Consider the following 26,354-nt stretch of genomic DNA (forward strand, 5'->3'; position numbering starts at 1 on the left):
TCAGTGTAGTGAGGTTGAACGACCGCCGCACGAGTTAACAACCGGCTAACGAGTGGGAAATACCCGGCTGATATAGTCCGGCCGCCCCCACCCGACCAGCCTGGCCGGACGGCGGCCAACCCCTGGGTGTTCGCGCCCTATCGACGTCACGGAGTCCGCCCGATGCATTGGGTTCCCGTCGCGGCTTTGAGCGACAACTACATCTGGCTGGTCGCCGATGACGAGGGCAACGCTTTCGTCGTGGATCCCGGTGAAGCCGCCCCTGTCGAAGCCGCGCTGAAAGCGCGCGGCTGGGTGCTGCGTGCCATCCTGCTTACGCACCATCACAACGACCATATCGGCGGCGTGTTCGATCTTGTTCGCGATCACGACGTCGAGGTGATCGCACCGCTCGATACGCGCATTCCCTATAAGACGCAGATCGTGGGCGAAGGCGACACCGTCGTGCTCGATTCACCCCGCGCCACGTTTCAGGTACTGGAAGTGCCGGGGCACACGACGTCGCACATCGCCTATGCAGGCGAGAGCTTCCTGTTCTGCGGCGACACCCTTTTCAGCGTCGGCTGCGGGCGCCTGTTTGAAGGCACGCCGGAGCAGATGCTCGCATCGCTCGACAAGTTTGCCCACTTGCCGCCGGAAACCCTGGTTTTCTGCGCGCATGAGTACACCGCGTCCAATATCCGTTTCGCGCTCAGCGTGGATCCGGATAACGGACCCCTGCGCCGCCGTCGTGACGAGGTGGCGCGCCTGCGCGAGGAAGGGCACCCCAGCGTGCCCAGCCGCCTCGCTGAAGAGCTCGCCACCAACCCCTTCCTGCGCGTGGACAGCGAGGCTATTGCCCGCTGGGCCGAGGCCCATGGCAAGGAACACGCCACGCGGGCGGAACGCTTCGCCGCGCTCCGCCAGGCCAAGGACACCTTTACCGCATGAACGTATTGGTACGCCGGCTTCTGCCGACCCTCATTCCGCTGGCACTCACCGCCTGCGCAGGCACCACGCCACGCATGGTCGCACCGGTGACGCCACCGCCGGCGCCAACGTCCGTGGACACGGTGCAGGATGTGAACATGTCGCCGAAGCTGGTGCGCCCTGCCCCGCCAGCGGATTTCTGGGGGGAGATGCGTGACAGCTTTGCCATGCCTGGCTGCGAAGCCGATCCGCAGGTCATGGCGTGGGCGCGCACGTATACGAAGATGCCCAACCGGTTCGAGCAGCAGGTGAACGAAGTTCTGCCGCTTATCGTGTACGCGCACAAATCGGCCATGAAACATAGCGTGGCTGGCGAGTTCGCCCTGCTTCCATGGGTCGAGAGCCAGTACCGTCATGTACCTGGCGCAAAGAACCGCCCCGCCGGCATGTGGCAGATCATGCCGCAAACGGCGCACACGCTCGGCCTGCGCGTCGACAAAAACTACGACGAGCGCCTGGACATCACCAAGTCCACCGAATCCGTGATGTCGATGATGCGTCGCTACTACGACGACCTGGGCGACTGGCGTCTGGTGGATGTGGCATACAACGCGGGTGAGTTCGGCCTCAAGAAAACCCTCGACAAGCATGGCGGCCCGTCCGATGACGACGGCCTGCCGGATGTGCCGATGAAGGCGAACACGAAGGAACATCTCGTGAAGCTGATGGCCATCGCATGCATCGTGCGCGACCCCGGCCGGTTCAACGTGCAGCTGCCCAGGCAGGACCGCGATGACGCGCTGCAGGTAGTAAAGGTCGATAGCCCGCAATCGCTCGCCCAGGCGGCGAAGCAGTCTGGCCTGTCGATGAATGACCTGCGTGACTTCAACCCGGCATTCCGCACGACCAAGGGCACGGTGACATCGACCCTGCTGCTACCGAAAACCGCTGCTGACCAATACAACCTTGGCCCTGTGGATCCGGTGGCCGACGTGCCGTCAGCCAATGATGACGATGGCGATGCGACGCCAGCGAAAACGACTGGCAAGGGCGCCAAGTCATCAAGGACGGCGAAGGGCTCGAAGACGAGCAAGGCCGTGGCGAAAGCGGCACCCGCGGCTGCGAAGAAGGACGACGCCAAACTCATCGTCTACAAGGTCAACAACGGCGAATCGCTGTGGACCATCGCACGCCGCCACCAGGTGAGCGTCGAGCAACTCATGAAGTGGAATGACCTGGATACGGCGGCGGTAAAGCCCGGCCAGGTGTTGAAGCTCACCGCTTCCCGCTAATCAAAGATCTTATGCAGGAGCGCGCTTGGCGCGATGGGTGTTTGCAATGAGCCCCATCGCGCACAAGCGCGCCCCTACGGTCAAGCGTTACAGCTGGACGACGTTCCACTGGACATCGGCGCTGACATCAGCGTCGTAATTCACGCCATCCACTTCAAAGCCGAACAGCTTGATGAACTCGTGCTTGTAGCCGGCGTAGTCGGTCACATCCCACAGGTTCGCCGTATCCACCTTCGGCCAGAGCGCCTTGCATTCGGCCTGTACGTCGTCGCGAAGCTCCCAATCGTCCAGGCGCACGCGGCCTTCCGGGTCGGTCTCCGCCGGTTTGCCGTCGGTGCGGTAAAGACGATCGTGGAACAGGCGGTTGATCTGCTCGATGCAACCTTCGTGAAGGCCCTTGGCCTTCATGATCTTGAAGACCATCGAGACATAGAGCGGAATCACCGGAATGGCTGAGCTCGCCTGGGTCACCACGGATTTCAGCACGCCCACGTAGGAACGGAGGTGGCGAGCCGCATGACGCGCGCCGAGTTCGTGCGCGGTGCGCTCGAGGTGCTCCTTCGCCAGGCCCAGGGTACCGCGGCGGTACATCGGCCACGTGGTCTCCGTGCCGATATAGCTATAGGCCACGGTCGTGGCGTTATCCGCAAGCACGCCGGCTTCCGCCAGCGCATCGATCCATAGCGCCCAATCCTCGCCACCCATGACGGTAACGGTGTCTTTCTTTTCCTGCTCGGTCGCTGGCTCGACCGTGGCCTCGACGACCTCATTTTTGTTGGTATCGACCGACGACGCCTTGAAGACCTCGCCCACCGTCTTCAGCGCCGAGCGCACGACGGTACCCGGCTCGCCCATCGCGGTGCCTTCCGGCAGCTTGCGCACCGGCGAGGCAAGCGAATAGACGACCAGGTCGACCTTGCCACCCATCTCGTTCCTGATGATCTCGATGGCTTTTGCACGCGTCTCGTTGGCGAAGGCATCGCCATTGATGGACTTCGCGAACAGCCCCGCCTCACCGGCAAGCCTGTCGAATGCGGCGGCGTTATACCAGCCGGCGGTGCCTGTCTTGGTCTCGCTCGACGGCTTCTCGAAGAACACACCCAGGGTGGCGGCGCCCTGGCCAAAGGCCGCGGTGATCCGCGAGGCCAGGCCGTAGCCGGTGGATGAGCCGATCACCAGCACGCTCTTCGGGCCATCGGCGAACGTGCCACTGGCCCTGGTGATGGCGATCTGCTCTTCGACGTTCTTCGCACAGCCGACCGGGTGGGCGGTGGTGCAGATGAAGCCACGAACCTTGGGTTGAATAATCACGGGTTGTCCCTTTGACGCGATAAGACCGCCATTCTAATTCGGGATGCGGTCCATGCGCTCCCGCATGTTGCGAGGCAAAAAAAGACCCCGCAAGGGCGGGGTCTTTTCCAGGGCGCAGCGGCGGCTCCCGTTACATGCGATCGCTGGCGACCGTAATCTTGGCCCGTGCGCGCAGGGACTCGATGTACTCCATGGTAACGGCGCGTGCCATGGCATCCATCATCTGCCCGCGGAGGGCATCGCGGGTGGCCTTCTCGACCTTCGACGGGTCGCCATCGGTGACCTTGTCCACGGTAACCACGGCGTAGCTGCCATTGTCGACGCGTACTGCCGACCAGACGGCCTTACCGTCGGCGGGACGTGCCAGCGAGAACACCTCGCGCAAGATGCCCGGAGGAACATCCTTCACGTCGCCGAGCTTGTTGCGGGTGAGGCCCGCAGCGGACTGGACCGGCGTCTTGGCGAGCGTAGCGACATCCCCACCCTTGGCGACCTGCGCCACCAGTTCATCGGCCTGCTTCTTCGCCAGGGCATCGACGCGCTCGTCGAGGATCCGCTGGCGGATCACGTCCTTCACAGTGGCGAGATCCTTGGGCGCCGCAGCGTTGTGCTTGGCGAGGTGCATGACGATGGCATCGCCCTTGCCGACCTGCACCAGCGACGAGTTGTTGCCCTGGTTGAGCACGTCATCGGCGAATGCTGCCTGGATGAACTTCGGATCCTGCGGGATACCTTCGCCACCGTTGTGGCCGAAGAGCGGGCTCGTCTTGATGTCGAGGCCCAGTTCCTTCGCTGCTGGCTCAAGCGAACCCGGGTTGCGCTCGGCAAGGTCAGCCAGCTGGCCAGCCTTTTCGTTGTACAGCCGCTCACCCTCGGCCTTCGCCCAATCGCTGGCCAGCTGGCCACGCACCTCGGCGAAGGGCTTGGCATCACCCTCACGGGCATCACGCAGCCAGATGATGTGGTAGCCCTCGTCCGGGGAAAGGACCGGCTCCTTGCTGACTTCGCCCTTTTTCATGGCGAACAGCGCGGCGTCGAACGCCGGGTTGGTCACGCCCTTTTCCAGCCAGCCGAGATCGCCGCCACCGCGCTTGGAGCCCAGGTCATCCGAGTTCTCGGCGGCAAGCTTCGCAAAGTTCTCCGGCGTCGCTTCGGCGGCAAGCTTCTTTGCTTTCTCGAGCGCGGCCTTTTGCTGGTCAGGCGTGGCGTTCTTCGGCACGTTCACCAGGATGTGCGAGGCCATCCGCTGCTCGGGCTGCGCATAGCGCTGCTTGAACTTGTCGTAGTACTCGTGCAGCTGCTCGTCGGTGGGCTCGCCCACTTTCAGATCGGCCTGCTTTACTTCCAGGTATTGCACCGACACCTGCTCCGGCGTCGTGAAATCAGCGGGGTGTGCCTTGTAGTAGGTCTCGATGTCGCTATCGGCCACGTTGGCATCGGCAAGCGACGGGCGAGGCAGCACAACGAAACGCAAGTCACGCTGCTGTTCGTGCAAACGGAAAAAGTTATCGACGTCGGCATCGCTCACCAGCGTCGTGGCTGAAATGGCTTCCGGCACCATCTGCGTGGCAAGACCCGAGCGGATCTTGGCTTCGTACATGGCCGGGGTCATGCCCTGCGACGCAAGCACCGCACGGTACGCGCTGCCATCGAAGCGGCCATCGACCTGGAAGCCAGGATCGGCACCAATGGTGTCGCGCACGGCTTCGTTGGAGACGGTAAGGCCCAGGTCGGTGTTCGCCTTCTGCAGAAGGACCTGGTTGATCATGCCTTCCAGGATCTGCTGCTTGAGCTCGGGCTTCTCGAGATCGGCCACCGTGTAGGGCGCATTGGGCGTGGCTGCGATCTGCTGCCGCAGTTCCGTCAGACGGGCCTGCCAATCCTGCTGCGAAATCTCGTGGTCATCGACCTTGGCCACGAACGTATCGGTATGCGAGACGAAGTACGACTCGATGCCGAAGAAGGCGACCGCAAAAACGCAGATGCCCAGGACAATGGCAGCGGGCCAACCGTGGATCTTGTTACGCAGGGCTTGCAGCATGATGCAACTCGCACAGGTGGCACCGGCAAACCATTGCCGGCGGTAGATAAAGCAAAGGCGCCACGCGGGCGCCTTCACAGGACGAATGGCGGAGTGGACGGGACTCGAACCCGCGACCTCCGGCGTGACAGGCCAGCATTCTAACCGACTGAACTACCACTCCACTTCCGTTTGGTGGGTGCTGAGGGGATCGAACCCCCGACCAGCGCCGTGTAAAGGCGACGCTCTACCGCTGAGCTAAGCACCCGCTAACGGTAAGACCAATTAGTTTACGTGATCCTTGAGCGCCTTGCCAGCGGTGAAGGCCGGAACCTTCGACGCCGGGATCTTGATCTCTTCGTTGGTGCGCGGATTGCGGCCGGTACGCGCAGCGCGGCTACGCAGCTTGAACGTGCCGAAGCCGACCAGGGCAACGTCTTCGCCCTTCTTCAGCGTGTCCTTCACCGCCTCGATAAGACCCTCGAGCGCCTTGCCCGCGTCAGCCTTCGACAGCTCGGCCTTCTCAGCGATGGCGGCGATGAGATCGGTTTTGTTCATTACGTGACTCCCTAAAGGTAATTCGGAACGCCGGACGGCGATCCCGGACGAAAATACGTCAGGTCAACGGACCTGCCATAGGCATGATCGGCGACCCCGCGATGCATGGCGCCCTTGCGGCGCGGGCGATGGCGGTGTGGCCTTTATACCAGCGCCCTCCCCCCGCCGCAACACGAGCAATACCAACGTTTTCAGCGCATATGCATCATTCGCGGAGGCTTGCGCCGGGACCAGAAAACGATTATCGCGGGCGATTAATGACAGGACAACGAAAATAAAAAGGGCGCACTTACGTGCACCCTTTTTTCCACAACGACGGAAGGTTACGTCAAATCAATGCGTGAGTGACGGGGAGTTTTTCCCCTTACCACCCTTACCTGATTTGCGCGTTACCTCAACCACCTTGCCTTCCTCGGCCGCCTTGACGGCGCCCAGGGGGCGCTCGAGCGCGAGGTCGAGCACTTCATCAATCCACTTCACCGGATGGATCTGCAGCGAACTGGTGATGTTCTCCGGCAGGTCGACGAGATCCTTGCGGTTCTCCTCCGGGATGATCACGGTCGTGATACCACCGCGATGCGCCGCCAGCAGCTTTTCCTTCAGGCCACCGATCGGCAGCACACGGCCGCGCAGGGTGATCTCACCCGTCATCGCGACCTCGGAGCGCACAGGCACCTTGGTCAACGCAGAGACGAGCGCCGTGCACATCGCGATACCCGCACTGGGGCCATCCTTGGGTGTAGCACCCTCGGGCACGTGGATGTGGATATCGAGCTTCTCGTGGAAGTCCGGCTCGATGCCCAGGCCAGCGGCACGTGCGCGAACCACGCTGAGCGCCGCCTGGATCGATTCCTTCATGACATCGCCGAGCTGGCCGGTGTGCACAAGGCGACCCTTGCCGGGCACCACGGACGCCTCGATGCTGAGCAGATCGCCGCCCACCTGGGTCCAGGCGAGGCCGGTAACCAGGCCCACTTCGTTCTGCTGTTCGGCGCGGCCGAAGTCGAACCGACGCACGCCGAGGTAATGGTCGAGATTTCCCGCATCGACGCCCACGCGGCCCGGGGCCGATGCCACCGTCTTCGCCTTGGCTTTCGCGCCCTTCGCAGGTGCTTTGGCCACAGGAGCCTTCGCACTCTCCGGCACCGTACCCAGCGCCAGCTCCTTCACGACCTTGCGGCAGATCTTAGAGATTTCACGCTCGAGGTTACGCACGCCGGATTCACGCGTGTAGTAGCGAACGATATCGCGCACGGCCTCTTCGGCAATCGTCAGCTCCTCAGGCTTCAGGCCGTTCGCCTTCAGCTGCTTCGGCAACAGATACTTCTGCGCGATATTGAGCTTTTCGTCCTCGGTATAACCGGGGATGCGGATGACTTCCATGCGATCGAGCAGCGGCCCCGGGATATTCAGGGAGTTCGCCGTTGCGACCCACATCACCTCGGAAAGATCGAGATCGACTTCGAGGTAGTGATCATTGAACGCGTGGTTCTGTTCCGGATCGAGCACTTCGAGCAGCGCCGATGACGGATCGCCACGGAAATCCATCGACATCTTGTCGATTTCATCCAGGACGAACAAAGGATTCTTCGTACCGACCTTGTTGAGGTTCTGCACGATGCGGCCCGGCATCGAGCCGATGTACGTGCGGCGATGTCCGCGAATCTCGGCCTCGTCACGCACACCACCCAGGCTCATGCGAACGAACTTGCGGTTCGTTGCCTTCGCGATGGACTGGCCGAGCGATGTCTTGCCCACGCCGGGCGGGCCGACGAGGCAGAGGATCGGGCCTTTCATGGTGTTCACGCGCTGCTGCACCGCCAGGTACTCAAGGATGCGCTCCTTGACCTTCTCAAGCCCGAAGTGATCGGCGTCGAGGGTTTCCTGGGCGAGTGCCAGATCCTTGCGCACCTTGCTGCGCTTCTTCCACGGCACGCCAACGACCCAATCCAAGTAGTTGCGCACCACCGTGGCCTCGGCCGACATGGGGGACATCTGCTTGAGCTTGTTGAACTCCTGGCGCGCCTTCGTGAGCACCGCCTTCGGCATGCCCGCGTTGTCGATCTTCTTCTGGAGTTCTTCGATCTCGTTCGCACCCTCCTCACCTTCACCCAGCTCCTTCTGGATGGCCTTCATCTGCTCGTTGAGGTAGTACTCGCGCTGGCTCTTTTCCATCTGCGACTTGACGCGGCCGCGGATGCGCTTCTCGACCTGCTGCAGGTCCATCTCGCCATCGACAAGCCCGATGAGTAACTCAAGGCGCTGGCCGACGTCGGAGGTCTCAAGGACCTTCTGCTTATCCGCCATGCGCACCGAGAGATGCGCGGCAATGGAGTCCGCCAGGCGCGACGGGTCATCGATGCCCGACAGCGTCGCCAGGATTTCCGGCGGTAGCTTGCGGCTCTGCTTCACGAGTTGCTCGAATAGCGAAACGAGCGAGCGCGACACCACGTCGAGTTCGCGATCACTACCGCTGTAGATCGGCTCGATGACACGGGCACGGCCGCGCATCATGCCGCCTTCATCTTCGAACGAATCGATCTGCACGCGCGACTGGCCCTCGACCAGCACCTTCACGGTGCCATCGGGGAGCTTGAGCAACTGCAATACGCCCGCAAGCGTGCCGACCTGATGCAGGTCTTCCACGGCGGGATCGTCAATATCGGGGCTCTTCTGGGCGACGAGCAGGATCTGTCGTTCGCCTTCCATCGCCTGTTCCAGCGCGCGCATGGATTTGTCGCGCCCAACGAAGAGCGGGATGACCATGTGCGGGTAGACGACGACATCGCGCAGGGGGAGGACCGGCAACAGGTCCAGCGCGGCTCCGCTCGTGGTTTGGCTGCGATTCTTCGCCATGTGTGTGGGTTTTCCCTCAAAGAATGTGGGGTTCGCCCCGACACTGCGCCGGAGCCACCATGGTAGTCAAGTGGAGGTTCGCGAAGGGACCATCAAGGCCCACGCCTACATACAAAAACGGCCCCGGCGCACTAACGCGCCGGGGCCGCTCCGTTTACCTTGCGGCCTCGCTTCAGGCGGCGTCGCCACCCTCGCCGGCGATCCGCTGCTGCAGGTTGCCGCGATAGATCAGGTACGGCTCAGCCTGGCCATCGATGACAGCATCATCGACCACGACCTTGCTCACATGCTCAAGCGACGGAAGCTCGAACATGGTATCGAGCAGCACTTGCTCCAGGATGGTGCGAAGGCCACGCGCGCCCGTCTTGCGCTTGAGCGCACGCTTGGCGATGGCGGACAGCGCCTCCGGACGGAACTCGAGCTCGGCGCCTTCCATGTCGAACAGCTTGCGGAACTGCTTGGTGACCGCGTTTTTCGGCTCGGTGAGGATCTGTACCAGCGCGGCTTCGTCGAGCTCATCCAGCGTGGCGACCACCGGCAGGCGGCCGACAAACTCGGGGATGAGGCCAAAGCGAACCAGATCTGCCGGCTCCACTTCCGAAAGCATCTTGCCGACGTTTTCCGTCCGCTCTTTCGAGCGAACTTCCGCGCCAAAGCCAATGCCCGTGGTCTCGGAACGCTGCTGGATCACCTTCTCCAGGCCGGCAAACGCGCCGCCGCAGATGAAGAGGATGTTGCGCGTATCGACCTGCAGGAATTCCTGCTGCGGATGCTTGCGACCACCCTGCGGCGGCACCGAGGCGAGCGTGCCTTCGATGAGCTTCAGCAGGGCTTGCTGAACGCCTTCGCCGGACACATCGCGGGTGATCGACGGGTTTTCGCTCTTGCGCGAAATCTTGTCGATTTCATCGATGTAGACGATGCCGCTCTGAGCCTTTTCAACGTCGTAGTCGCACTTCTGCAGAAGCTTCTGAATGATGTTCTCGACATCTTCACCGACGTAACCGGCTTCGGTCAGCGTCGTGGCATCCGCGATGGTGAACGGCACGTTGAGCAGGCGCGCCAGCGTTTCCGCCAGCAGCGTCTTGCCCGAACCGGTCGGACCGATCAGGAGGATGTTCGACTTGCCGAGTTCGACGTCGTCGTTCTTCTGGCGCGATTCCATGCGCTTGTAATGGTTATAGACGGCAACGGACAGCGCCTTTTTGGCGCGCGTCTGGCCAACCACGTACTGGTCAAGCGCTTCCATGATTTCGCGCGGCTTCGGAAGCTGGGTACGGCCGGAGGCCGCCTTTTCTTCCAGTTCCTCGCGAATGATGTCGTTGCACAGCTCAACGCATTCGTCGCAGATGAACACGCTGGGGCCGGCGATCAGCTTGCGCACTTCATGCTGGCTCTTGCCGCAGAAGGAGCAGTACAGAATCTTGCCGTCGTTGGAACGGCCTTGCCGCTCGTCGCTCATGCTTTGGGCCCTACTGAGGATCTAGATGCGCTTTGAGAATAGCACAGCACCCCGCCCCGGGAACCCGGGGCGAAGTGCTGGATTTCACAAGCGAAAAAGCCAATCAAGCCGACTTGACGGTGTCAACGGTGCGCTTGTCGAGAACCGAGTCGATCAGGCCGTAAGCCTGGGCTTCCGCGCCGCTCATGAAGCGGTCGCGCTCGGTATCGCGGGCGATTTCCTCGACCGTCTTGCCGCTGTGGTTCGCCAGGATGGCGTTGAGACGCTCACGCATCGTGAGAATTTCACGGGCGTGGATCTCAATATCGGTAGCCTGGCCGGAAATGCCGCCAGCCCAGGGCTGGTGGATCATGATCCGGGAGTGCGGCAGCGAGTAACGCTTGCCGGCCGCACCTGCCGCCAGCAGCAGGGCGCCCATGGAAGCCGCCTGGCCGATGCACATGGTGCTGACATCCGGCTTCACGAACTGCATGGTGTCGTAGATCGCCATGCCGGCCGTGACCGAGCCACCCGGGCTGTTGATGTACAGGTTGATGTCCTTGTCCGGGTTTTCCGATTCAAGGAACAGGAGCTGCGCGACGATCACGTTGGCCATGTAGTCGTCGACCGGGCCAACCGCGAAGATCACGCGCTCCTTGAGGAGGCGCGAGTAAATGTCGTACGAACGCTCGCCGCGCGAGGTCTGTTCGACGACGATGGGCACCAGGTTGAGGTTCTGGATCGGAGCCATGGACATGCGGTCTCTCCTTCGTGTGGGGCCCGGTTGTTGCCAGTGAATCGGCGCCTTAGGCGCCGATCGGCCGCATTACCTCGTCGAAGCTCAGTTCCTGGTCGGTGGACTTGGCGTTATCCGCCACCCATTCCGCCACCTGGTCTTCCATCACGCGGTTCTGCAGTCCCTGCATCAGTTGGGGGTCACTGTTATACAGTTCAATGACCTTTTCCGGCTCTTCATAGGTGGAGGCAATCGCCGTGAGCATCTCGCCCATGCGCTTGCGGTCAAGGCGCAGCTCGTTCTTGCGGGCAATCTCACCCATGAGCAGGGCGGCGGTCACACGCTTCTTCGCGAACGGCAGGGCCTGGGCCACCATCTCCGGCGACGGCTGCTGGCCGCGCGGCAGGTTGCCGGCCGCCAGGCTCTGGGCCTCGGCATTGGCCATCAGGTCGGGCACATCCAGCTCCGGATAGGCGCCAGCCAGCTTTTCAGCCACTTCGGACTTCAGGCGGGCCATCAGCGTGGCCTTGAGTTCACGCTCAAGGTTGGCGCGCACTTCCTTGCGGAAGGTGTCGACATCGCCGTCGGCCACGCCGAACAGCTGGATGAACTCGGCATCCACGGCCGGAAGGTTCGGCTCCTGGACCTTGATGATCTTGAAGGTGACCTTGGCGGTCTTGCCGGCGAGCTCCGGGTTACGGAAATCTTCGGGGAAGGCCACGTCCTGAACCAGGTCATCGCCGGCGCTACGACCGGTCAGGGCTTCGTCGAGTGCCTTGAACAGCGTGCCCGAGCCGATCACGCTACCCGCGCGCTCCAGGCCTTCGGCCGGGAAGCGGTAATCGCCGGCTTCCGCGGAGTATTCGAACATGACGAAGTCGCCTTCCTTGGAAGCACGCGACACGTCATCGAAGCTGCGACGCTGGGTGCGCAGGGTCTCGATCATCTTGTCGATGTCGGTGTCCTTCACCTCGGCCTTGGGGCGGGCGATTTCCAGCGCGGCCACGTCGATAGCCGGGAACTCCGGCATGATCTCGAAGGTGGCGGTGTAAGCAATCTCGCCATCGACGGCGTTGCCCGTGGTATCGACCGACGGGTTGGCGATCGGCTGGAGCTTTTCCTGAGTCACGGCTTCACGCAGGGTGGTGCCGATGAGGTCCGAGAGCGCCTCGCCACGGACCTGCGCGCCGAAGCGCTGCTTGATCACTGTGGTGGGCACCTTGCCGGGACGGAAGCCCTTGAGGCGGACCGTGCGGCCCATTTCCGCAATGCGCTCGGAGACCTGGGTCTCCAGACGCTCAGCCGGGAACTTCACCGTGAGCTTGCGCCCGAGCTTGCCGACATTCTCAACCGAAACCTGCATGACCTCTCCTGAAACCGCCGCCGACGCGGCGCGATGGCGGCATCCGCCGCCTTGACCGAATACTTAGGGATTCACCGCGAACGCCTGGCCCCACCCCGGACCAACCGGCGCTGGCGAAAACCCCGCAAATGACTGCCCATTCTACGTTTTGCCGTCATACCGCCGCAACAGGCCTCAAGGGCCGGCCCAGCGGCGCGGACCGCCCCCTTCCGAAGCCAGCGCATCCCCCGGGTTGGCAAGCGCGCAGGCCGATATCGAGAGGCAGCCGCAACCAATACAGTCGCCCAGGCGATCTCGCAGGCTAGTGAGATGAGCGATGCGCTCATCCAGGTCCTGGCGCCATCGTTCAGACAGACCAGCCCAATCCTCGCGGCTGGGCGTGCGGCCCTCTGGCAGGCTCGCCAGAGCCTGCCGCACAGCCTCGAGAGGAATGCCGACGCGCTGGGCCACCCGGATGACGGCAATGCGGCGCAGCACATCGCTCCCATAGCGCCGCTGGTTGCCCGCCGTGCGGAGACTGTGGATCAGCCCCTTTCGTTCGTAGAAATGCAGCGCCGATACGGCAACTCCGGCGCGCCGGGATACCTCGCCCACGCTCAGCTCACGCATCGCTTGACCTCAACCATGGTTCAGGTCCGATCCTCTCGCTTCCGGGCCCCGCGCGCAACCATGCGACACTCCCGCTCCCCCAAGGATTGAAATGAACGTGGGCACGTCTGACCCCAAGCTCCTCGACGCCTCGGCCTCCCCCGCCGCCGAAGGCATCCTCGCCCCCCGCTACCGTGCCGCGACCCTCGGGATGGTGGCTCTGATTTCCCTGATCGCCTTCGAGGCACTGGCGGTCACGACGGCCATGCCGACCGTGGCCCGTGAACTCGATGGCCTGCGGATCTACGCCCTCGCCTTCGGCGGCGTCCTCGCTACCAGCGTGATTGGCATGGTGATCTCCGGCCGCTGGAGCGATCGGCGCGGGCCGGCGCCGGCGATGTGGACCGGCCTGGCCGGCTTCGTCGCCGGCCTGCTGGTCGCCGGCTTCGCGCACGCCATGCCCATGCTGCTTGTGGGCCGGTTGATCCAGGGCCTGGGTGCTGGCCTGCTCTCCCCGGCGCTTTATGTGATCGTGGGCCGGCTCTATCCCGATCACCTGCGGCCAAAGGTCTTCGCCTCGTTTTCGGCCGGCTGGGTCGTGCCAGCCCTCATTGGGCCGGCGGTGAGCGGCCTGATCGTCGAGCACATCGGCTGGCGCTGGGTTTTCCTCGGCGTACCACTGCTGGCCCTGCCGGCTGCCCTGGGTCTCCGCGGGGCACTTCGCAGCCTCGACGCGCCGGTCGCGCACACGGATGATCGGCCGGGCCAGATGCTGAACGCGATCGGCGCGTCCATAGGCGCATGCACCCTCTTCCTCGCCGGGCAGGAACACGGCTGGCGCGCTGCTGTTCTTCTTTTACCAGCGATCGGTGCGCTCATCAGCTGCGGCCGCCGCCTTCTACCGCCGGGCACGCTTCGGGCCGCGCGCGGCCTCCCGTCCGTGGTTGGCCTCCGCGGACTCGTTGCATCAGCGTTTTTCGGTGCCGAAGCCTTCCTTCCGCTCGCCTTCTCCCGCCAGCATGGCCTGTCGCCCACCTGGTCGGGGCTCGCCATCAGCGTCGGCGCCGTCGGCTGGTTCTCGGGTTCGTGGTACCAGGGCCACCTGGCGAAGATCTCGCGCCAGGCGCTGCTCAATCGCGGGACGGGCCTGATGGCGATCGGCACGATCGTCGCCGGCCTGGCTACGTTCGCTGCGACGCCCGTGGCGGTCGCGGTGCTCGGCTGGCTTACGACAGGCCTCGGTATCGGCATGGTGTACGGCACGGTATCCACGCTCGCGCTTTCTATGTCGGCAGCGCACGAACAGGGTACGAATGCCTCCGCTCTTCAGCTCTGCGAATCGCTCGCGGTCGCCGCGACACTCGCCATCGGCGGTTCGCTCTTTGCGGCATTGCTCAACGTTTCGCAGACCATGGCGTTCGGCGCGAACTTTGCGATCACGGTGGCGCTGGCGTGGCTGGCGAACGTCGTGGCGCGCAGGACGAATGCGCCGGCCCACGTGTAGCAAGGGAAACCCTCACACCAACTCGCGAGCAAGGGCGCCTTTCCGCGCTAACGTAAGTCACCTACTTTGCAGCAAGGCAGATTCTGCCTGCTACGCTGCGAGGTGAGAGAACGTCATGGACAGGGCCATTACATTGGACGAAGAACGAAAGCGCTGGTTCGAGGAATACAAGCGCACGTCGCTCGAGATGCGCAAGATGTACGCCGAGCTGGACAAACTCGAGTACGAGAAAAACTGGTATCCGTTCTGGATCGGCGTCGGCCTCGTGACGTCGATCCTCACGTCACTCGCAACCTTTGCGACGCTGCTATTCACGATCGCCAGGAAGATCTGAATGGAAACCCTACGCTTCGCGTCGGGCAACGGCGACTGGAAAGGGCCGGCGAGCGTGTCTACCTTAAACGAAGGCAACTCGCGCCTGCAGGCATCAAGGCAAGCATCGATGGACGGCAACCGAGCGATGGACAAGCACTTCGGCGACGATGACCGACAGAGGGCACGGCTGGAACGTAAAAAGCTTCGCGCCGAACTCAAAAAGATCAGGTTCGAGGTCGAAAGAAAGATGACCGAAGATCTGGTCCAAACACAGACCATGACCTCCAGGCTCATTGCGGAGACACGAAAGTTCAACGAGGAAGCGCGGCACTATCCATGGATCACTTTTGGCGCACTGATTCTTAGTGGTATCGCTGCGCTCACCGGGTTGGTCTCCGCTTTATTCAGGGCTGCGTGAGCTTCAGACGACATACATTGACGCTGCTCTATGCGCGGCTACCCGAACCATACGGAGGCCTATGTACGGGAGCTTGCCGCACTGGCGACGCAGCACCGACCCGAGCACGTGTGATAAGTGCGCTGGGAACCCACTAATTCACCTGATACGCTAGGGGCATCCAATGGCTGAGGCCAAGACCGTGAACGCCGCCGACCTCGAACTGATCCACGCGAACATCTCGAAGACCATGGCCGAGACCATGAAGCTCGGCGCAGAGACCGCGAAGATTCAGGCGGAGCAGCGCTATTACCCGATGGTTGCGCTCGGGGCCATCGTTGTCGGCGCCCTCGGCGCTGGCGCGTCCATCATCGCCGGCGTAATCAAGCTGGCGTACTAGCGCCCCTTCGATTCCAAGCGTTACGCAACGAACCCGCCCTTACCGGCGGGTTTTTTGTCGTCTGCGGTCAGGGGGTCACATGCGCGCTTATCGCGTCGATGAAGTGAACGACCGGGTGAAGCTCAGCATGATTGACGGCGCTGCGGCACTCACTGCGCTCCGTGGCACCTCGCGTGCGAGGGCTTAATCGTTACGGGACAGAGATTGTTACGTCAGATGTAACTCTTACGGTGTCGTAACGCCTAAGTGCCTGATTCAAGTCACTTGGCGCTGGTGCGAAAGGGGGGACTCGAACCCCCACGGATTACTCCGCCAGAACCTAAATCTGGTGCGTCTACCAATTCCGCCACTCTCGCGTGCCGCGCCATTCTAGGGGGAGGCAGGCTGCGGGTCCATAACCGGCCGCCCCCACTGATATTGGCCGTTCCGGATAATCCCGCCTGCCCTGCCCGGCTCTCGGGGCTAATTAGCCCTTACAGCCCGCCAGGAGATCCAGCTCCGGCTTGTAAACGTCGGTGTGCGTATCGAAGAAGCCCAGCAGGGTATGGAACAGGTTGTCCTGGCTGGCCGGCTGCGTGCGGCGCTGGGCCATGCAATCCAGGCGAACGCCACTATCGCGCACCCAGCCGGGCGAGAGCCACATCAGCATGGGGATGTGTTTTTGCTGGCTCGGGCCCGTCGCCCAGTCCGCACCGTGCAGGTAGATGTCGTTCTCCCCCAGCGATTCGCCGTGGTCGGAGAGGTACATCATGGCGCTATCCACCTCGGGCTCGGCCTTCAGCGTATCGACCACTCTTCCCAGGATGTGATCCGTGTAGAGGATCGTGTTGTCATAGCTGGCCACGGTCTGCGCATAGGTGCAGGTCTGCACCTCGGCGGTATCGCAGCCCGGCTTGAACACGTTGAACTCCGCCGGGTAGCGCTGGAAGTACGCCGGGCCGTGGCTACCCTTGATGTGCAGCACAACCAGAGCCGGCGATCGCATCTTTGCAATGCGATCAGCAAGGTCGCCCAGCAGCACTTCGTCGAGGCATCCGCTGGCGTCACAAAGCCTGGCGATTTTCGCATCGGTCAGGTCGTCGTTCGGCACGCGTGCACAGACGTCCTTGCAGCCCTCGTCATTGTCGCGCCAGTAAACGTCCACGCCCGCGTGCTGGAGCACGTCCAGCGCGTTCCAGTGGGCCTTGGCAACGGGTTTGTCGAACTTCTCGCGGGTCATGTTCGAGAACATGCAAGGCACAGAGACCGTGGTCGCCGTGCCGCACGACCAGGCGTCGCTGAAATAGATCGCGTCGGCGCGCTTCATCTCGGGATTGGTATCGCGACCGTACCCCTGAAGCGACTGATTCTCCGCACGCGCCGTCTCGCCGACCACGAGCACCACCACGCGCTTGCGCCCAGCCATGGCGGCGTTAGGTGCCAGCGTGGCGTCCATGCCGATCGGCGTGACCGCTTTCTTCTTCCGGAACACATCCTTCTGCAGGTAATGGAAGGTTCCGCTCAGCGCCGCGTACGGGTTGTACACGTCGTACATGCCGCGGTGGTTACGTTCGAAGTAGATGTAGTTTCGTCCCGTGAGCAGAGGCGGAACAACCAGGAGTGCCACGGCCGCAAGAATCACGGCGCCACGCCCGCCCAGGCCCCGCCAACCCGGCGTGAAGCGGACAGGAACCCACAGCACAAGCACCGCCGGCAGCACGCCAAGCGCAAGGAACCAGCCAACGAACGCCCACGTGATCAACGCGGCCGCCTCGGCGCGCGTCGTCTCGAAAATGCTCTGGATGATCTCTTCGTTGAGATGCACACCGAAGGTTTCGGTGTAATACGCGCTCGCCGCGGAAACGAGGATCAGAAGTGCAAGTAGCGCCTTGCCGATACGCGGCCAGATCACGAGCGCGAGCGTCAGCACCAGGTTGCCGATCAGGCGACAACAAACGGCAACACTCAGGCCCCAGAATCCGGGCGTGCCGCGCGATGCCTCGAGCGCGTGAGCCAGCTCCGACCAGAGGCCACGATTCAGTACCGCCAGGATGTATACGGCGACGATGGCGCCCAGCAACCAGGCTGGGAGTGCCCACTTGGCGCGCCGCGCCCGTACGTTGTCTTGAATGATCATAGGTATCGCGGGCCCCGGGGCCATCGCGGCGCCATGGACGAATTCGAAACAAAAGAAAAAGGCACTTAGATTTCTCTAAGTGCCTTATTCCAATTGGTGGGCCGTGTAAGATTCGAACTTACGACCAATTGATTAAGAGTCAACTGCTCTACCAACTGAGCTAACGGCCCGTGAAACTTGAATTGTATGTCACTAAAAAGTGGGGTGGACGATGGGATTCGAACCCACGACATCCGGAATCACAATCCGGTACTCTAACCAACTGAGCTACGCCCACCATAAACCTTAACTGGCGCGCCCGACAGGAATCGAACCTGCAACCGTCGGCTTAGAAGGCCGATGCTCTATCCGGTTGAGCTACAGGCGCAGGCACTGTACGTAGAGCACCAGTTGGTCGGGGCAGAGGGATTCGAACCCCCGACATCCAGCTCCCAAAGCTGGCGCTCTACCAGACTGAGCTATACCCCGAAACCTAAAACTACACCGATACCCTGGCGAAGCTTTCAGATGCTACGGGTCAAAGCCTAGCCCGTCAATCCGTATGAACACACCACACTTTCAACTACCGCCACCGAACCGCTTATGCTTCGATGGATTCAAAAAATGGTGCGCCCGGAGAGATTCGAACTCCCGACCACCAAGTTCGTAGCCTGGTACTCTATCCAACTGAGCTACGGGCGCACACTTAAAACCTTAGACCCGGTGGAGACCGCTGTGAAGCGTTACCGCCGTGTCGAGAAGCGGAATTATTCAGATATCCGGGGTGGGCGTCAACACTTTTTTGAAACTTTTTTTCTCGCAACCGTAACAGTCGGGTTAATTGGACGGCTAAATAGTTGTCGCATGGGGGTTTGAGCCGCTAGATGGGCAAGATGTCGCGGCTCTGGGAGCGACAGCTCAGAGGCGGCGTCAGAGGCATCGCGCGCAAGCGCGCTCCTACATGAGCGTGAGCCAGTCAACGCGTAGGCGTCTTATGAGTGGGCAGAACGAAGAAGGGCGGCCACTGGCCGCCCTTCCCTCTTACAGCTGCGTCGCTGGCTTCCCGACCTTGTCGGGCGCCGAGCCGGCGTCGCCACGCGGCGGTGGCGGCGGGGGCGTGGAACCCGGCTTCTGCCAGTCAGCCGGCGGGCCAGGCTCGCGGCCATTCATGATGTCGTCGATCTGGCGTGCGTCGATCGTCTCGTACTGGAGCAGCGCCTCCGCCATGACGTGCAGCTTGTCGATGTTGGTGGTGAGCAGCTCCTTGCTGCGCGCGTAAGCGCGGTCAAGGATCGTGCGCACCACTTCGTCGATCTTGCGTGCCGTCTCGTTGGAGACGCTCTTGTGCTGCGTGACAGAGCGCCCGATGAAGACCTCGTCTTCCTCTTCGCCATACATCACGGGGCCCAGCTCATCGGAAAGGCCCCACTTAGTGGCCATGTTGCGCGCCATCTTGGTGGCACGCTCGATATCGTTGGATGCACCGGTCGTGATCTTGTCCACGCCGAAGATGATCTCTTCCGCGACACGACCGCCATAGAGCGACGCCAGCTGCGATTCGATCGCGACCTTATTCAGGCTGTACCGATCGCCTTCTGGCAGGTACATCGTGACGCCCAGCGCTCGGCCACGCGGAATGATCGTGACCTTGTAGACCGGATCGTGTTCTGGCACCAGGCGGCCAATGATGGCGTGGCCGGCTTCGTGATAGGCGGTGAGCTTCTTCTCTTCGTCGTTCATCGCCATGGAGCGACGCTCGGCGCCCATCAGGATCTTGTCGCGGGCGCGGTCCATGTGGCTCATGCGCACTTCGCGGGCGTTCTCGCGCGCCGCAAACAGCGCAGCCTCATTCACGAGATTGGCGAGATCCGCGCCGGAGAAACCCGGCGTGCCGCGCGCGATGGTCATGGCATCGACATCGGCCGCGGTCGGCACCTTGCGCATGTGCACCTTGAGGATCTGCTCACGGCCCTTGACGTCCGGCAGGCCAACCACGACCTGGCGATCGAAGCGGCCCGGACGCAGCAGCGCCGGATCGAGCACGTCCGGACGGTTGGTCGCGGCGATGACAATGATGCCTTCCGTGCCTTCGAAGCCGTCCATCTCGACCAGCAGCTGGTTCAGGGTCTGCTCGCGCTCGTCGTGACCGCCACCCATGCCGGCGCCACGGTGGCGGCCGACGGCGTCGATTTCGTCGATGAAGATGATGCAGGGTGCGTGCTTCTTGGCCTGCTCGAACATGTCGCGGACACGGCTGGCGCCGACACCCACGAACATCTCAACGAAGTCCGAACCGGAGATCGAGAAGAACGGGACCTTGGCTTCGCCGGCAATGGCCTTGGCCAGCAGGGTCTTGCCGGTGCCGGGCGGACCGACCATCAGGACGCCGCGCGGGATCTTGCCGCCCAGCTTCTGGAACTTGCCCGGATCGCGGAGGAACTCGACCAGCTCGCCCACTTCTTCCTTGGCCTCGTCACACCCGGCCACGTCGGTGAAGTTGACCTTGACCTGGTCCTCGCCCTGCAGCTTGGCGCGCGAGCGGCCGAAGCTCATGGCGCCACGACCACCCGAGCCCGCCTGCATCTGGCGCATGAACCAGATAAGGACGGCGACGAAGATAATGATGGGCAGCCAGTTGAATAGCAGGCCGATCAGCGAGAAGCCGTTATCGGCAGGCTCCTGGCGCAGTTCGACGCCCTTGTCGCGCATCTGCTTGACGAGGTCGCTGGTCGACAGGCCGACCACCGGCACCACGGTGCGGTAGCTGCCACCATCCTTCAGCTTGCCCGTGATGGTGGGCGGGGCCGACGAGGTGATCGTGCCGCTGGCGACGTTGCCGTTATCGACTTGCTGGGCAAACGCCGTGTAGGACATGTCCTGCGACGATCCGCTGTGCGGATTGAAGGTCTGGAACACGGTTAGGAGGACCACCGCGATGATCAGCCACAGCAACAGGTTTTTAGCCATCTCATTCATGCGCGGTTCTCGCCAGGTTGCCGGGACGCGGATTTGAGGCCGGTCGCCAGCGCATAGACCTCTCGCGAACGCGCGCGGGAGGCCTTCGGTTTACGCATCGTCACGCGACTGAAGTCAGCGCGCAAGTTCTTTAGGTACTCGTCGAAACCGGCCCCCTGGAACAGTTTCACCAGGAACGACCCGCCGGGTGTCAGCCAATCGAGGGCAAACTGCCGGGCAAGGTCGCAAAGATCCATGGCGCGGATCTGGTCCGCGAGGGCCACACCCGACATATTGGGGGCCATGTCGGACAGGACAAGATCGACCTTTTGCCCGCCCAGCATGCTTTCCAGCTCACGCAGCACGCTTTCTTCACGGAAATCGCCCTGCATGAAATCCACGCCGGACAAGCCGACCATCGGCAGGATGTCCAGGGCGATGACCTTGCCGGATTCCCCAAGGCGCTGGCGGGCCAGCTGCGACCAACCGCCCGGGGCGGCGCCCAGGTCGACGATGGTCATGCCGGGCTTGATCAGGCGATCTTTCTCAAGAACCTCTTCCAGCTTGAACACGGCGCGCGAACGCATCCCCTCGGCCTGGGCCCGCTTGACGTAGGGGTCGTCGAAATGCTCCTTGAGCCAGCGGGAGCTGCTTTTACTGCGTGCCATTGGCCGGGTAATCCGCCAGATAAAGAAGAGAGGGGGGCACGCATGATACCCTTTGGGGCATCTCCCCCGCGAATCGAACCTGAACGCAATGTCGCTCTCCCCTACGCAGCGCCGCTACCTCCGCAGCCTGGCGCACGACCTTTCCCCGGTCATCCTGCTTGGCAACAAGGGCGCCACCGACGCCGTGGCCAAGGAACTGGGCAACGCCCTCGACCAGCACGAACTGGTAAAGGTGAAGCTGTCGGGGGGTGACAAGGAAGAGCGCCAGGCCCAGATCGCGTTCCTCACCGGCGAGACCCGTGCCGAGACCGTCCAGGAAATCGGCCACGTGGTGGTCCTGTTCCGCCGCAACGAACAGGATCCGAAGCTCGCCCTGCCCCGGTAAGCCTCCATGGATCTCACGCTCGACCGCCCCGGCGAATACCTTTTCGTACGCCGGGTCAGCGCGGACACCATCACCGTGGTGGATCGCGACTTTCATAGCAGCCTGCTGCTCATGCCCGAGCAGGTCGTCGAAGACTGGGGCATCACCGATGCGAAGCAGATGAGCCTGGCCGATGTGGAAACCATCGCCGCCCTGAAGCCCGAGATCGTGATCGTCGGCACCGGCGAACGGCAAGTGTTCCCGCCGGCCGAAGTGATGGCGGGCTTCCTGCGCCGCGGTATCGGCGTCGAAGCCATGACCAGCGGCTCGGCCGCTCGCACCTACAGCCTCCTATCCGGCGAGGGTCGCCGGGTCCTGGTTGCTTTCATCCTGCCCAAGCAAGGCTAAAACCGATGCGTATCCTGGTCCTTGGCGCCGGCGGGACCGGCGGTTACTTCGGCGGGCGCCTCGCCCAGGCCGGCGTCGACGTCACCTTCCTGGTACGCCCGCCGCGCGCGCAGGTCCTGGATGAGCAAGGCCTCGTCATTCGCAGCCCGTTCGGGGACGCGTCACTTAAGGTGAAGCACGTCACGGCGGAAACCGTCGCCGACGCCGGCGCCTTCGATCTCGTACTGCTTTCGTGCAAAGCCTACGACCTGCACTCCGCCATCGAATCGATCGACCCGGCAGTGGGCGAGCACACGGCCGTCTTGCCCATCCTCAACGGCCTCGCCCACTACGCCACGCTCGATGCCCGCTTCGGTCCGGACAAGGTGATCGGTGGCATGTGTGTCATCAGCGCCGGGAAGGGTCCCAACGGCGAAATCATCCACTACGGCAACGGTGCATCGGTCACCTTCGGCGAGCGTGATGGCGAGGCCCACGGGGATCGCTGCCAGGCCCTGGCGCAGGCGTTCGCCCAGGCCAGGGTCGATCACGTCCATTCCACGGACATCACCCGCGACCTGTGGGCGAAATTCACCTTCCTCACGGCGCTGGCCGGGGGCACCTGCCTGTTTCGCGCCAGCATCGGCGATATCGTCGGTACGGACGATGGCCGGCGCCTGGTCGAGCAGCTCTACGATGAATGCCTTGCCGTAGCGCGAGCATCCGGCCAGCCCGTACCGGATCAGGCGCGGGCCATGGCATGGAAGGTGTTGACCCAGGAGGGCTCGCCACTGACGGCCTCGATGCTGCGCGACCTGGAGTCGGGGCAGAAGATCGAGGGCGACCATATCGTGGGTGACATGCTGCGTCGGGCGCATGCACAAGGGATCAAGGCGCCCATGCTGGAGACGGCGTGGGCGCATTTGCAGGCGTTCGAAGCGCGGAAGGCGCGCTCGAGCTGAGGCGCTGATCGCGCACAAGCGCGCTCCTACAAAACCACCACCGCGAGCCCGCCGCCCGCGACGCCCGCGGCCCTCTTACTTCGCCGGCAGGAACTGCAGTGGGTCTACCGGGTTGCCATCGCGGCGAATCTGGAACTGAAGTTCGTCGCGCGTGGCGCCCGATGAACCCATCTCCGCCACGGTCTGGCCGGCCTTCACCTTCTCGCCCTCCTTTACCAGGCGCTTTCGGTTATGGCCGTAGGCGGAAAGGAAGCTGTCGCTATGCTTGATGATGACCAGCTCGCCGTAGCCGACCAGCCCGTTGCCGCTGTACACGACGACGCCATCCGCGGCCGCACGGACCGGATCGCCTGATTTGCCACCAATCTCGATACCAGGAATGGCATCGCCCGAGGCGAACCGCTTGATCAGGGTGCCGTCGGCCGGCCAGCGCCATGTGATGCCGCCGGCATTGCGGGTAGCACCGCTGGCGATGATAGGCGTCGACGCAGGCGGGTTCTCCACCGGGGGCGGCGGTGCAGACGGCGTCGCTGCAGCGGCCGCGGCCGCCGTAGGCGACGGGACCACCGATTCAGCGGGCTTGCCCGCAACCACCACCGGCGTGTTCGTGGTTGTCGCCGGGGCGGGCGCCGATTCAGCCTCGGTCACGCTCTGGAACCCCGGCTGCGGCGAAGGTGCCGTCGCCGAAGGCGTACTTGCGGGGTGCGCAGGCGGCGGCACAGCGGCAACCACAGGTGCCGCGTGCGAGGGGGCAGGCGCCGACGACGCCACCCGACCCTGGTCCGGCGGCGACAGGCGCAGATCCTGGCCCGGCCAGATCGTGTAGGACGAATCGACGTTGTTCCAGCTGGCCAGGTCGCGGAAATCGACCTTGTTTCGGAACGCGATGCTGTAGAGCGTATCGCCCTTCACCACGCGGTACGTGCCACCCGGCGGCGGTGGCGTCGGGGTAGCCGCGTGCGGTGACGGTGAGGCGTACCCGGCGGGACGGGTCACCACCACGGTATGGCGAGTGGGATCCAGATCGCTGCAACCGGCGGCAAGGAGAACCATGCCAGCGGCCGCGGCCAGTGCCAGCGGGCGAAGCGTACGCATCGCGGGTTTCCTTTCTCGGTCGCTCATCGCAGCAGGAACCACCAGGCAGCCAGGAGGATGATGGCTACGATAACAGCCCAGCCGATCCACTCGATGTGTTTGCGCAGCATCTGCTCCGCCCGTTCACCAAATATCCGGACAAGCAGCGCCAGCAGCCACACGCGCTTGCCGCGGCCAATAAGCATGCAGAGCAGAAACGGCAGGATGGGCACGCCAACGATGCCGGAAGCCCAGGTAACAAACTTCATGGGCACGACCGGCTGCAACGCCGCCATGGCCAGCACGATGTACAGGCCCAGGGCGTGGGCCTGCATATCCTTGCGGAGGTTGGCCACGCCCTCTTCGATATGCGCCAGGAGGTGCAGGGACTCCAGCAGCGGCTTCAGCGCTTCGTAGGCAAAGTGACCCAGCGCGTACCCCACCAACGAGCCAAGCAATGAAAACAGCAGGCTCCAGTTGGCGTAACGGAACGCCTTGCGGGGCTCCGCCAGCATCATGGGCGCCAGCATCACCTCGGGCATGATGGGGAAAATAAAGGCTTCGGCGAACGACAGGCCAGCCAGGTAGCGCACGGCGTGGCGGTGGCGCGCCCAGGCAATGGCGCGCTCGTAGAGTGATCCGAACAACCGCATTCAGCGGGCTCCCTTGAGAGTAAGGCGCATCAGCCGATGCCACCCAGAAGCGGGACGAAACTCACCGCACCAAGCTCTTCGCGGATCACTTCGCCATGGTCGTCCTTGCGCAGCCGCACGAGCACCTGCTGGCTCGGGCTGCCTACCGGCGCCACCAGCACGCCACCCGGTGCCAACTGGTCAAGGAGCTGCAGCGGAACGCGATCGCCGGCAGCGGTAAGGATGATGCCGTCGAACGGCGCGTCCGACGGCCAGCCGAGCTTTCCGTCGTCGTGGCGGGAACGCAGGTTCTCGATACCCAACTGGCGAAAGCGGCGGCGTGCCTGGCGTAGCAGCTCTTCAATCCGCTCGACGGTGTAAACGGTCGGTACGATGCCGGCGAGCACGGCCGCCTGGTAGCCCGAGCCCGTGCCGATTTCGAGCACGCGCTCGGGCACGCCGTGTTCAATCAGGGCTTCGGTCATGCGGGCCACGATCCATGGCTGCGAGATGGTCTGGCCATGGCCGATGGGCAACGCCGTGTTTTCGTACGCCCGCGAGTGCAGCGCCTGATCGATGAAATGGTGGCGCGGCAGTTGGCGGATAACCTCCAGCACGCGCTCGTCACGAATGCCTTCGTCGGCCAGCTTCGCAGCCAGGCGATCGCGGGCGCGTTGCGAGGTCATGCCTTCGCCACGCAAGGCCGACGGCGGCAAGGCGTGCAGGTTCACCATGTCACGCCGCCTCCTCGTTATCCATGGCGGCCGAGAGCGGGAGCATCCAGCTGCTCACCTTCTCCAGCGCCTGGAAACGCGTGAGGTCGGTATGAATGGGCGTTACCGAAACAAAGCCCCTGCTCACCGCGTTGAAATCGGTGCCCGGACCTTCGTCGTCGATCTTGCCGGGCGGCCCGATCCACCACATGTCACGACCGCGCGGATCCTCGGTGCGAATGGCCGGCGCCGAGCGGTGCCGCTTGCCGAGGCGAGTCACCTCAAAGCCACGGATCTCATCCCACGGCAGATCCGGGACATTCACGTTCAGGATCGTATCGGCAGGCAGCGGATCGATCACCAGGCGGCGGACCAGCATGAGCACGGCGCTGGCGGCCGACTCAAAATGGTGCCCTGAGCCTTCCTTCGTCACCAGGGATACGGCGATGGCCGGCAGACCGAGGAAGCGCCCTTCCATGGCCGCGGAAACGGTACCCGAATAAATGACATCGTCGCCCAGGTTCGCCACGTTGTTGATGCCGGAGACCACGATGTCGGTCTCGTGCTCAAGCAACCCCGATAGCGCCAGGTGAACGCAATCGGTTGGCGTACCCGCCACGCGGTAGCGGCCATCGTCCATGCGGTGCACCCGGATGGGCGCATCGAGGGTGAGCGAGTTGCTCGCACCGGAGCGGTCGCGGTCCGGGGCGACCACCGTGACGGTACCGAACCCGGCAAGACGCTCGGCCAGGATCCGGATGCCCGGAGCCTCCACGCCGTCGTCGTTGCTAACCAGAACTTGCATGCTGATCCA

24 protein-coding genes and 8 tRNA genes are annotated in these 26,354 nt (G+C 63.2%); 9 read left to right on the forward strand and 23 right to left on the reverse strand.

All coding sequences use genetic code 11. The features are described from left to right. The first annotated feature begins 162 nt into the window (after nt 1–162). Nucleotides 163–930, forward strand: coding sequence for a hydroxyacylglutathione hydrolase (gloB, locus tag L2Y97_RS14770; protein WP_247427975.1), 768 nt, complete (start codon nt 163–165; stop codon nt 928–930). Beyond that, nucleotides 927–2,201, forward strand: coding sequence for a transglycosylase SLT domain-containing protein (locus tag L2Y97_RS14775; RefSeq protein ID WP_247427978.1), 1,275 nt, complete (start codon nt 927–929; stop codon nt 2,199–2,201). Before gloB ends, L2Y97_RS14775 begins: the two co-directional genes overlap by 4 nt. Before the next feature lie 87 nt (nt 2,202–2,288). Here L2Y97_RS14775 and fabV read toward each other — a convergent pair whose 3' ends face one another. The 10 genes from fabV to soxR all read right to left on the reverse strand — a co-directional run bounded on the left by fabV (nt 2,289) and on the right by soxR (nt 13,095). Then, nucleotides 2,289–3,512 (reverse strand): enoyl-ACP reductase FabV, encoded by a 1,224-nt coding sequence (gene fabV, locus L2Y97_RS14780; RefSeq protein WP_247427981.1) that lies wholly within the window; start codon nt 3,510–3,512, stop codon nt 2,289–2,291. Nucleotides 3,513–3,642: 130 nt separating this feature from the next. Continuing rightward, nucleotides 3,643–5,553, reverse strand: a complete 1,911-nt coding sequence (locus L2Y97_RS14785) for a SurA N-terminal domain-containing protein (protein WP_247427983.1) — start codon at nt 5,551–5,553, stop codon at nt 3,643–3,645. Nucleotides 5,554–5,639: 86 nt separating this feature from the next. Next, nucleotides 5,640–5,716 (reverse strand) — tRNA-Asp (locus L2Y97_RS14790). Between the two features lie 9 nt (nt 5,717–5,725). Beyond that, nucleotides 5,726–5,800: transfer RNA gene (locus L2Y97_RS14795), tRNA-Val, on the reverse strand. A 17-nt stretch (nt 5,801–5,817) separates the two neighbouring features. Further along, a complete protein-coding gene (locus tag L2Y97_RS14800) occupies nt 5,818–6,090 on the reverse strand; it encodes an HU family DNA-binding protein (protein WP_036112061.1) in 273 nt (90 codons plus the stop codon). A gap of 333 nt (nt 6,091–6,423) precedes the next feature. After that, entirely contained in the window at nt 6,424–8,946 is a 2,523-nt protein-coding gene (lon, locus tag L2Y97_RS14805) for an endopeptidase La (protein WP_247427986.1), read from the reverse strand. A 172-nt stretch (nt 8,947–9,118) separates the two neighbouring features. After that, nucleotides 9,119–10,408 (reverse strand): ATP-dependent Clp protease ATP-binding subunit ClpX, encoded by a 1,290-nt coding sequence (gene clpX, locus L2Y97_RS14810; RefSeq protein WP_247427989.1) that lies wholly within the window; start codon nt 10,406–10,408, stop codon nt 9,119–9,121. A gap of 103 nt (nt 10,409–10,511) precedes the next feature. Continuing rightward, the gene (clpP, locus tag L2Y97_RS14815; RefSeq protein WP_425492858.1) at nt 10,512–11,138 is read right to left on the reverse strand and encodes an ATP-dependent Clp endopeptidase proteolytic subunit ClpP; all 627 of its coding nucleotides are present in this window, start codon (nt 11,136–11,138) and stop codon (nt 10,512–10,514) included. A gap of 55 nt (nt 11,139–11,193) precedes the next feature. After that, nucleotides 11,194–12,486, reverse strand: a complete 1,293-nt coding sequence (tig, locus tag L2Y97_RS14820) for a trigger factor (protein WP_247427993.1) — start codon at nt 12,484–12,486, stop codon at nt 11,194–11,196. A 174-nt stretch (nt 12,487–12,660) separates the two neighbouring features. Continuing rightward, nucleotides 12,661–13,095, reverse strand: a complete 435-nt coding sequence (gene soxR, locus L2Y97_RS14825; RefSeq protein ID WP_247427995.1) for a redox-sensitive transcriptional activator SoxR — start codon at nt 13,093–13,095, stop codon at nt 12,661–12,663. A gap of 91 nt (nt 13,096–13,186) precedes the next feature. Here soxR and L2Y97_RS14830 point away from each other — a divergent pair, with 91 nt between their 5' ends. The 4 genes from L2Y97_RS14830 (at nt 13,187) to L2Y97_RS14845 (ending at nt 15,690) form a co-directional block, all read left to right on the forward strand. Continuing rightward, nucleotides 13,187–14,578, forward strand: a complete 1,392-nt coding sequence (locus tag L2Y97_RS14830; RefSeq protein WP_247427997.1) for an MFS transporter — start codon at nt 13,187–13,189, stop codon at nt 14,576–14,578. A gap of 115 nt (nt 14,579–14,693) precedes the next feature. Then, on the forward strand, nt 14,694–14,912 hold the full coding sequence (locus tag L2Y97_RS14835; RefSeq protein ID WP_247427999.1) for a hypothetical protein: 219 nt from the start codon (nt 14,694–14,696) through the stop codon (nt 14,910–14,912). After that, a complete protein-coding gene (locus tag L2Y97_RS14840) occupies nt 14,913–15,311 on the forward strand; it encodes a hypothetical protein (RefSeq protein ID WP_247428001.1) in 399 nt (132 codons plus the stop codon). 163 nt (nt 15,312–15,474) lie between these two features. After that, the gene (locus tag L2Y97_RS14845; RefSeq protein ID WP_247428002.1) at nt 15,475–15,690 is read left to right on the forward strand and encodes a hypothetical protein; all 216 of its coding nucleotides are present in this window, start codon (nt 15,475–15,477) and stop codon (nt 15,688–15,690) included. 271 nt (nt 15,691–15,961) lie between these two features. On the opposite strand, the gene L2Y97_RS14850 is transcribed toward L2Y97_RS14845, so the two are convergent. The 9 genes from L2Y97_RS14850 to rlmE form a co-directional block, all read right to left on the reverse strand. Continuing rightward, nucleotides 15,962–16,046 (reverse strand) — tRNA-Leu (locus L2Y97_RS14850). 110 nt (nt 16,047–16,156) lie between these two features. Continuing rightward, nucleotides 16,157–17,806 carry a phosphoethanolamine transferase gene (locus tag L2Y97_RS14855; RefSeq protein WP_247428004.1) on the reverse strand — a complete coding sequence of 550 codons (1,650 nt, stop codon included), beginning with the start codon at nt 17,804–17,806 and terminating at the stop codon, nt 16,157–16,159. Nucleotides 17,807–17,900: 94 nt separating this feature from the next. Next, a tRNA-Lys gene (locus tag L2Y97_RS14860) sits at nt 17,901–17,976 on the reverse strand. Between the two features lie 30 nt (nt 17,977–18,006). Then, nucleotides 18,007–18,083, reverse strand: a tRNA-His gene (locus L2Y97_RS14865). Nucleotides 18,084–18,096: 13 nt separating this feature from the next. After that, nucleotides 18,097–18,173: transfer RNA gene (locus tag L2Y97_RS14870), tRNA-Arg, on the reverse strand. 24 nt (nt 18,174–18,197) lie between these two features. Then, nucleotides 18,198–18,274: transfer RNA gene (locus L2Y97_RS14875), tRNA-Pro, on the reverse strand. A gap of 136 nt (nt 18,275–18,410) precedes the next feature. Next, nucleotides 18,411–18,487 (reverse strand) — tRNA-Arg (locus L2Y97_RS14880). A 339-nt stretch (nt 18,488–18,826) separates the two neighbouring features. Beyond that, nucleotides 18,827–20,761: an ATP-dependent zinc metalloprotease FtsH gene (ftsH, locus tag L2Y97_RS14885; RefSeq protein ID WP_247428006.1), complete on the reverse strand. Its 1,935-nt coding sequence runs from the start codon at nt 20,759–20,761 to the stop codon at nt 18,827–18,829. Further along, entirely contained in the window at nt 20,758–21,408 is a 651-nt protein-coding gene (gene rlmE, locus L2Y97_RS14890; RefSeq protein ID WP_247428008.1) for a 23S rRNA (uridine(2552)-2'-O)-methyltransferase RlmE, read from the reverse strand. The genes ftsH and rlmE overlap by 4 nt, the downstream gene beginning before the upstream one ends. An 88-nt stretch (nt 21,409–21,496) precedes the next feature. Here rlmE and yhbY point away from each other — a divergent pair, with 88 nt between their 5' ends. Genes yhbY through panE form a run of 3 tightly spaced genes read left to right on the forward strand, consistent with a single transcriptional unit; the run spans nt 21,497 to nt 23,121 of the window. Continuing rightward, on the forward strand, nt 21,497–21,793 hold the full coding sequence (yhbY, locus tag L2Y97_RS14895) for a ribosome assembly RNA-binding protein YhbY (protein WP_247428011.1): 297 nt from the start codon (nt 21,497–21,499) through the stop codon (nt 21,791–21,793). Nucleotides 21,794–21,799: 6 nt separating this feature from the next. Then, on the forward strand, nt 21,800–22,180 hold the full coding sequence (locus L2Y97_RS14900; protein ID WP_247428014.1) for an Mth938-like domain-containing protein: 381 nt from the start codon (nt 21,800–21,802) through the stop codon (nt 22,178–22,180). Nucleotides 22,181–22,185: 5 nt separating this feature from the next. Beyond that, the gene (gene panE, locus L2Y97_RS14905) at nt 22,186–23,121 is read left to right on the forward strand and encodes a 2-dehydropantoate 2-reductase (protein WP_247428016.1); all 936 of its coding nucleotides are present in this window, start codon (nt 22,186–22,188) and stop codon (nt 23,119–23,121) included. A gap of 75 nt (nt 23,122–23,196) precedes the next feature. Here the strand turns inward: panE and L2Y97_RS14910 are convergent, their stop codons facing one another. The 4 genes from L2Y97_RS14910 to surE are packed head-to-tail and all read right to left on the reverse strand — an operon-like array spanning nt 23,197 to nt 26,345. Beyond that, a complete protein-coding gene (locus L2Y97_RS14910) occupies nt 23,197–24,216 on the reverse strand; it encodes a peptidoglycan DD-metalloendopeptidase family protein (protein ID WP_247428019.1) in 1,020 nt (339 codons plus the stop codon). A gap of 23 nt (nt 24,217–24,239) precedes the next feature. Continuing rightward, entirely contained in the window at nt 24,240–24,848 is a 609-nt protein-coding gene (locus tag L2Y97_RS14915; protein WP_247428022.1) for a YqaA family protein, read from the reverse strand. Between the two features lie 29 nt (nt 24,849–24,877). Beyond that, on the reverse strand, nt 24,878–25,561 hold the full coding sequence (locus L2Y97_RS14920; RefSeq protein ID WP_247428025.1) for a protein-L-isoaspartate(D-aspartate) O-methyltransferase: 684 nt from the start codon (nt 25,559–25,561) through the stop codon (nt 24,878–24,880). Nucleotide 25,562: 1 nt separating this feature from the next. Then, entirely contained in the window at nt 25,563–26,345 is a 783-nt protein-coding gene (gene surE, locus L2Y97_RS14925; protein ID WP_247428028.1) for a 5'/3'-nucleotidase SurE, read from the reverse strand. Nucleotides 26,346–26,354 lie beyond the last annotated feature (9 nt).

Source organism: Luteibacter aegosomatissinici (assembly GCF_023078495.1).
Lineage (GTDB): Bacteria > Pseudomonadota > Gammaproteobacteria > Xanthomonadales > Rhodanobacteraceae > Luteibacter > Luteibacter aegosomatissinici.

What these genes read in the sequence shown, in the direction of transcription:
- L2Y97_RS14840 (WP_247428001.1), top strand. Translation starts at nt 14,913, where the DNA reads ATGGAAACCCTACGCTTCGCGTCGGGCAACGGCGACTGGAAAGGGCCG.
- yhbY (WP_247428011.1), top strand. Translation starts at nt 21,497, where the DNA reads ATGTCGCTCTCCCCTACGCAGCGCCGCTACCTCCGCAGCCTGGCGCAC.
- L2Y97_RS14915 (WP_247428022.1), bottom strand. Translation starts at nt 24,848, where the DNA reads ATGCGGTTGTTCGGATCACTCTACGAGCGCGCCATTGCCTGGGCGCGC.
- L2Y97_RS14845 (WP_247428002.1), top strand. Translation starts at nt 15,475, where the DNA reads ATGGCTGAGGCCAAGACCGTGAACGCCGCCGACCTCGAACTGATCCAC.
- L2Y97_RS14855 (WP_247428004.1), bottom strand. Translation starts at nt 17,806, where the DNA reads ATGATCATTCAAGACAACGTACGGGCGCGGCGCGCCAAGTGGGCACTC.
- L2Y97_RS14775 (WP_247427978.1), top strand. Translation starts at nt 927, where the DNA reads ATGAACGTATTGGTACGCCGGCTTCTGCCGACCCTCATTCCGCTGGCA.
- L2Y97_RS14900 (WP_247428014.1), top strand. Translation starts at nt 21,800, where the DNA reads ATGGATCTCACGCTCGACCGCCCCGGCGAATACCTTTTCGTACGCCGG.
- L2Y97_RS14830 (WP_247427997.1), top strand. Translation starts at nt 13,187, where the DNA reads ATGAACGTGGGCACGTCTGACCCCAAGCTCCTCGACGCCTCGGCCTCC.
- rlmE (WP_247428008.1), bottom strand. Translation starts at nt 21,408, where the DNA reads ATGGCACGCAGTAAAAGCAGCTCCCGCTGGCTCAAGGAGCATTTCGAC.
- panE (WP_247428016.1), top strand. Translation starts at nt 22,186, where the DNA reads ATGCGTATCCTGGTCCTTGGCGCCGGCGGGACCGGCGGTTACTTCGGC.
- L2Y97_RS14800 (WP_036112061.1), bottom strand. Translation starts at nt 6,090, where the DNA reads ATGAACAAAACCGATCTCATCGCCGCCATCGCTGAGAAGGCCGAGCTG.
- ftsH (WP_247428006.1), bottom strand. Translation starts at nt 20,761, where the DNA reads ATGAATGAGATGGCTAAAAACCTGTTGCTGTGGCTGATCATCGCGGTG.
- L2Y97_RS14910 (WP_247428019.1), bottom strand. Translation starts at nt 24,216, where the DNA reads ATGCGTACGCTTCGCCCGCTGGCACTGGCCGCGGCCGCTGGCATGGTT.
- L2Y97_RS14920 (WP_247428025.1), bottom strand. Translation starts at nt 25,561, where the DNA reads ATGGTGAACCTGCACGCCTTGCCGCCGTCGGCCTTGCGTGGCGAAGGC.
- clpX (WP_247427989.1), bottom strand. Translation starts at nt 10,408, where the DNA reads ATGAGCGACGAGCGGCAAGGCCGTTCCAACGACGGCAAGATTCTGTAC.
- tig (WP_247427993.1), bottom strand. Translation starts at nt 12,486, where the DNA reads ATGCAGGTTTCGGTTGAGAATGTCGGCAAGCTCGGGCGCAAGCTCACG.
- lon (WP_247427986.1), bottom strand. Translation starts at nt 8,946, where the DNA reads ATGGCGAAGAATCGCAGCCAAACCACGAGCGGAGCCGCGCTGGACCTG.
- soxR (WP_247427995.1), bottom strand. Translation starts at nt 13,095, where the DNA reads ATGCGTGAGCTGAGCGTGGGCGAGGTATCCCGGCGCGCCGGAGTTGCC.
- L2Y97_RS14835 (WP_247427999.1), top strand. Translation starts at nt 14,694, where the DNA reads ATGGACAGGGCCATTACATTGGACGAAGAACGAAAGCGCTGGTTCGAG.
- surE (WP_247428028.1), bottom strand. Translation starts at nt 26,345, where the DNA reads ATGCAAGTTCTGGTTAGCAACGACGACGGCGTGGAGGCTCCGGGCATC.
- clpP (WP_425492858.1), bottom strand. Translation starts at nt 11,138, where the DNA reads ATGGCTCCGATCCAGAACCTCAACCTGGTGCCCATCGTCGTCGAACAG.
- L2Y97_RS14785 (WP_247427983.1), bottom strand. Translation starts at nt 5,553, where the DNA reads ATGCTGCAAGCCCTGCGTAACAAGATCCACGGTTGGCCCGCTGCCATT.
- gloB (WP_247427975.1), top strand. Translation starts at nt 163, where the DNA reads ATGCATTGGGTTCCCGTCGCGGCTTTGAGCGACAACTACATCTGGCTG.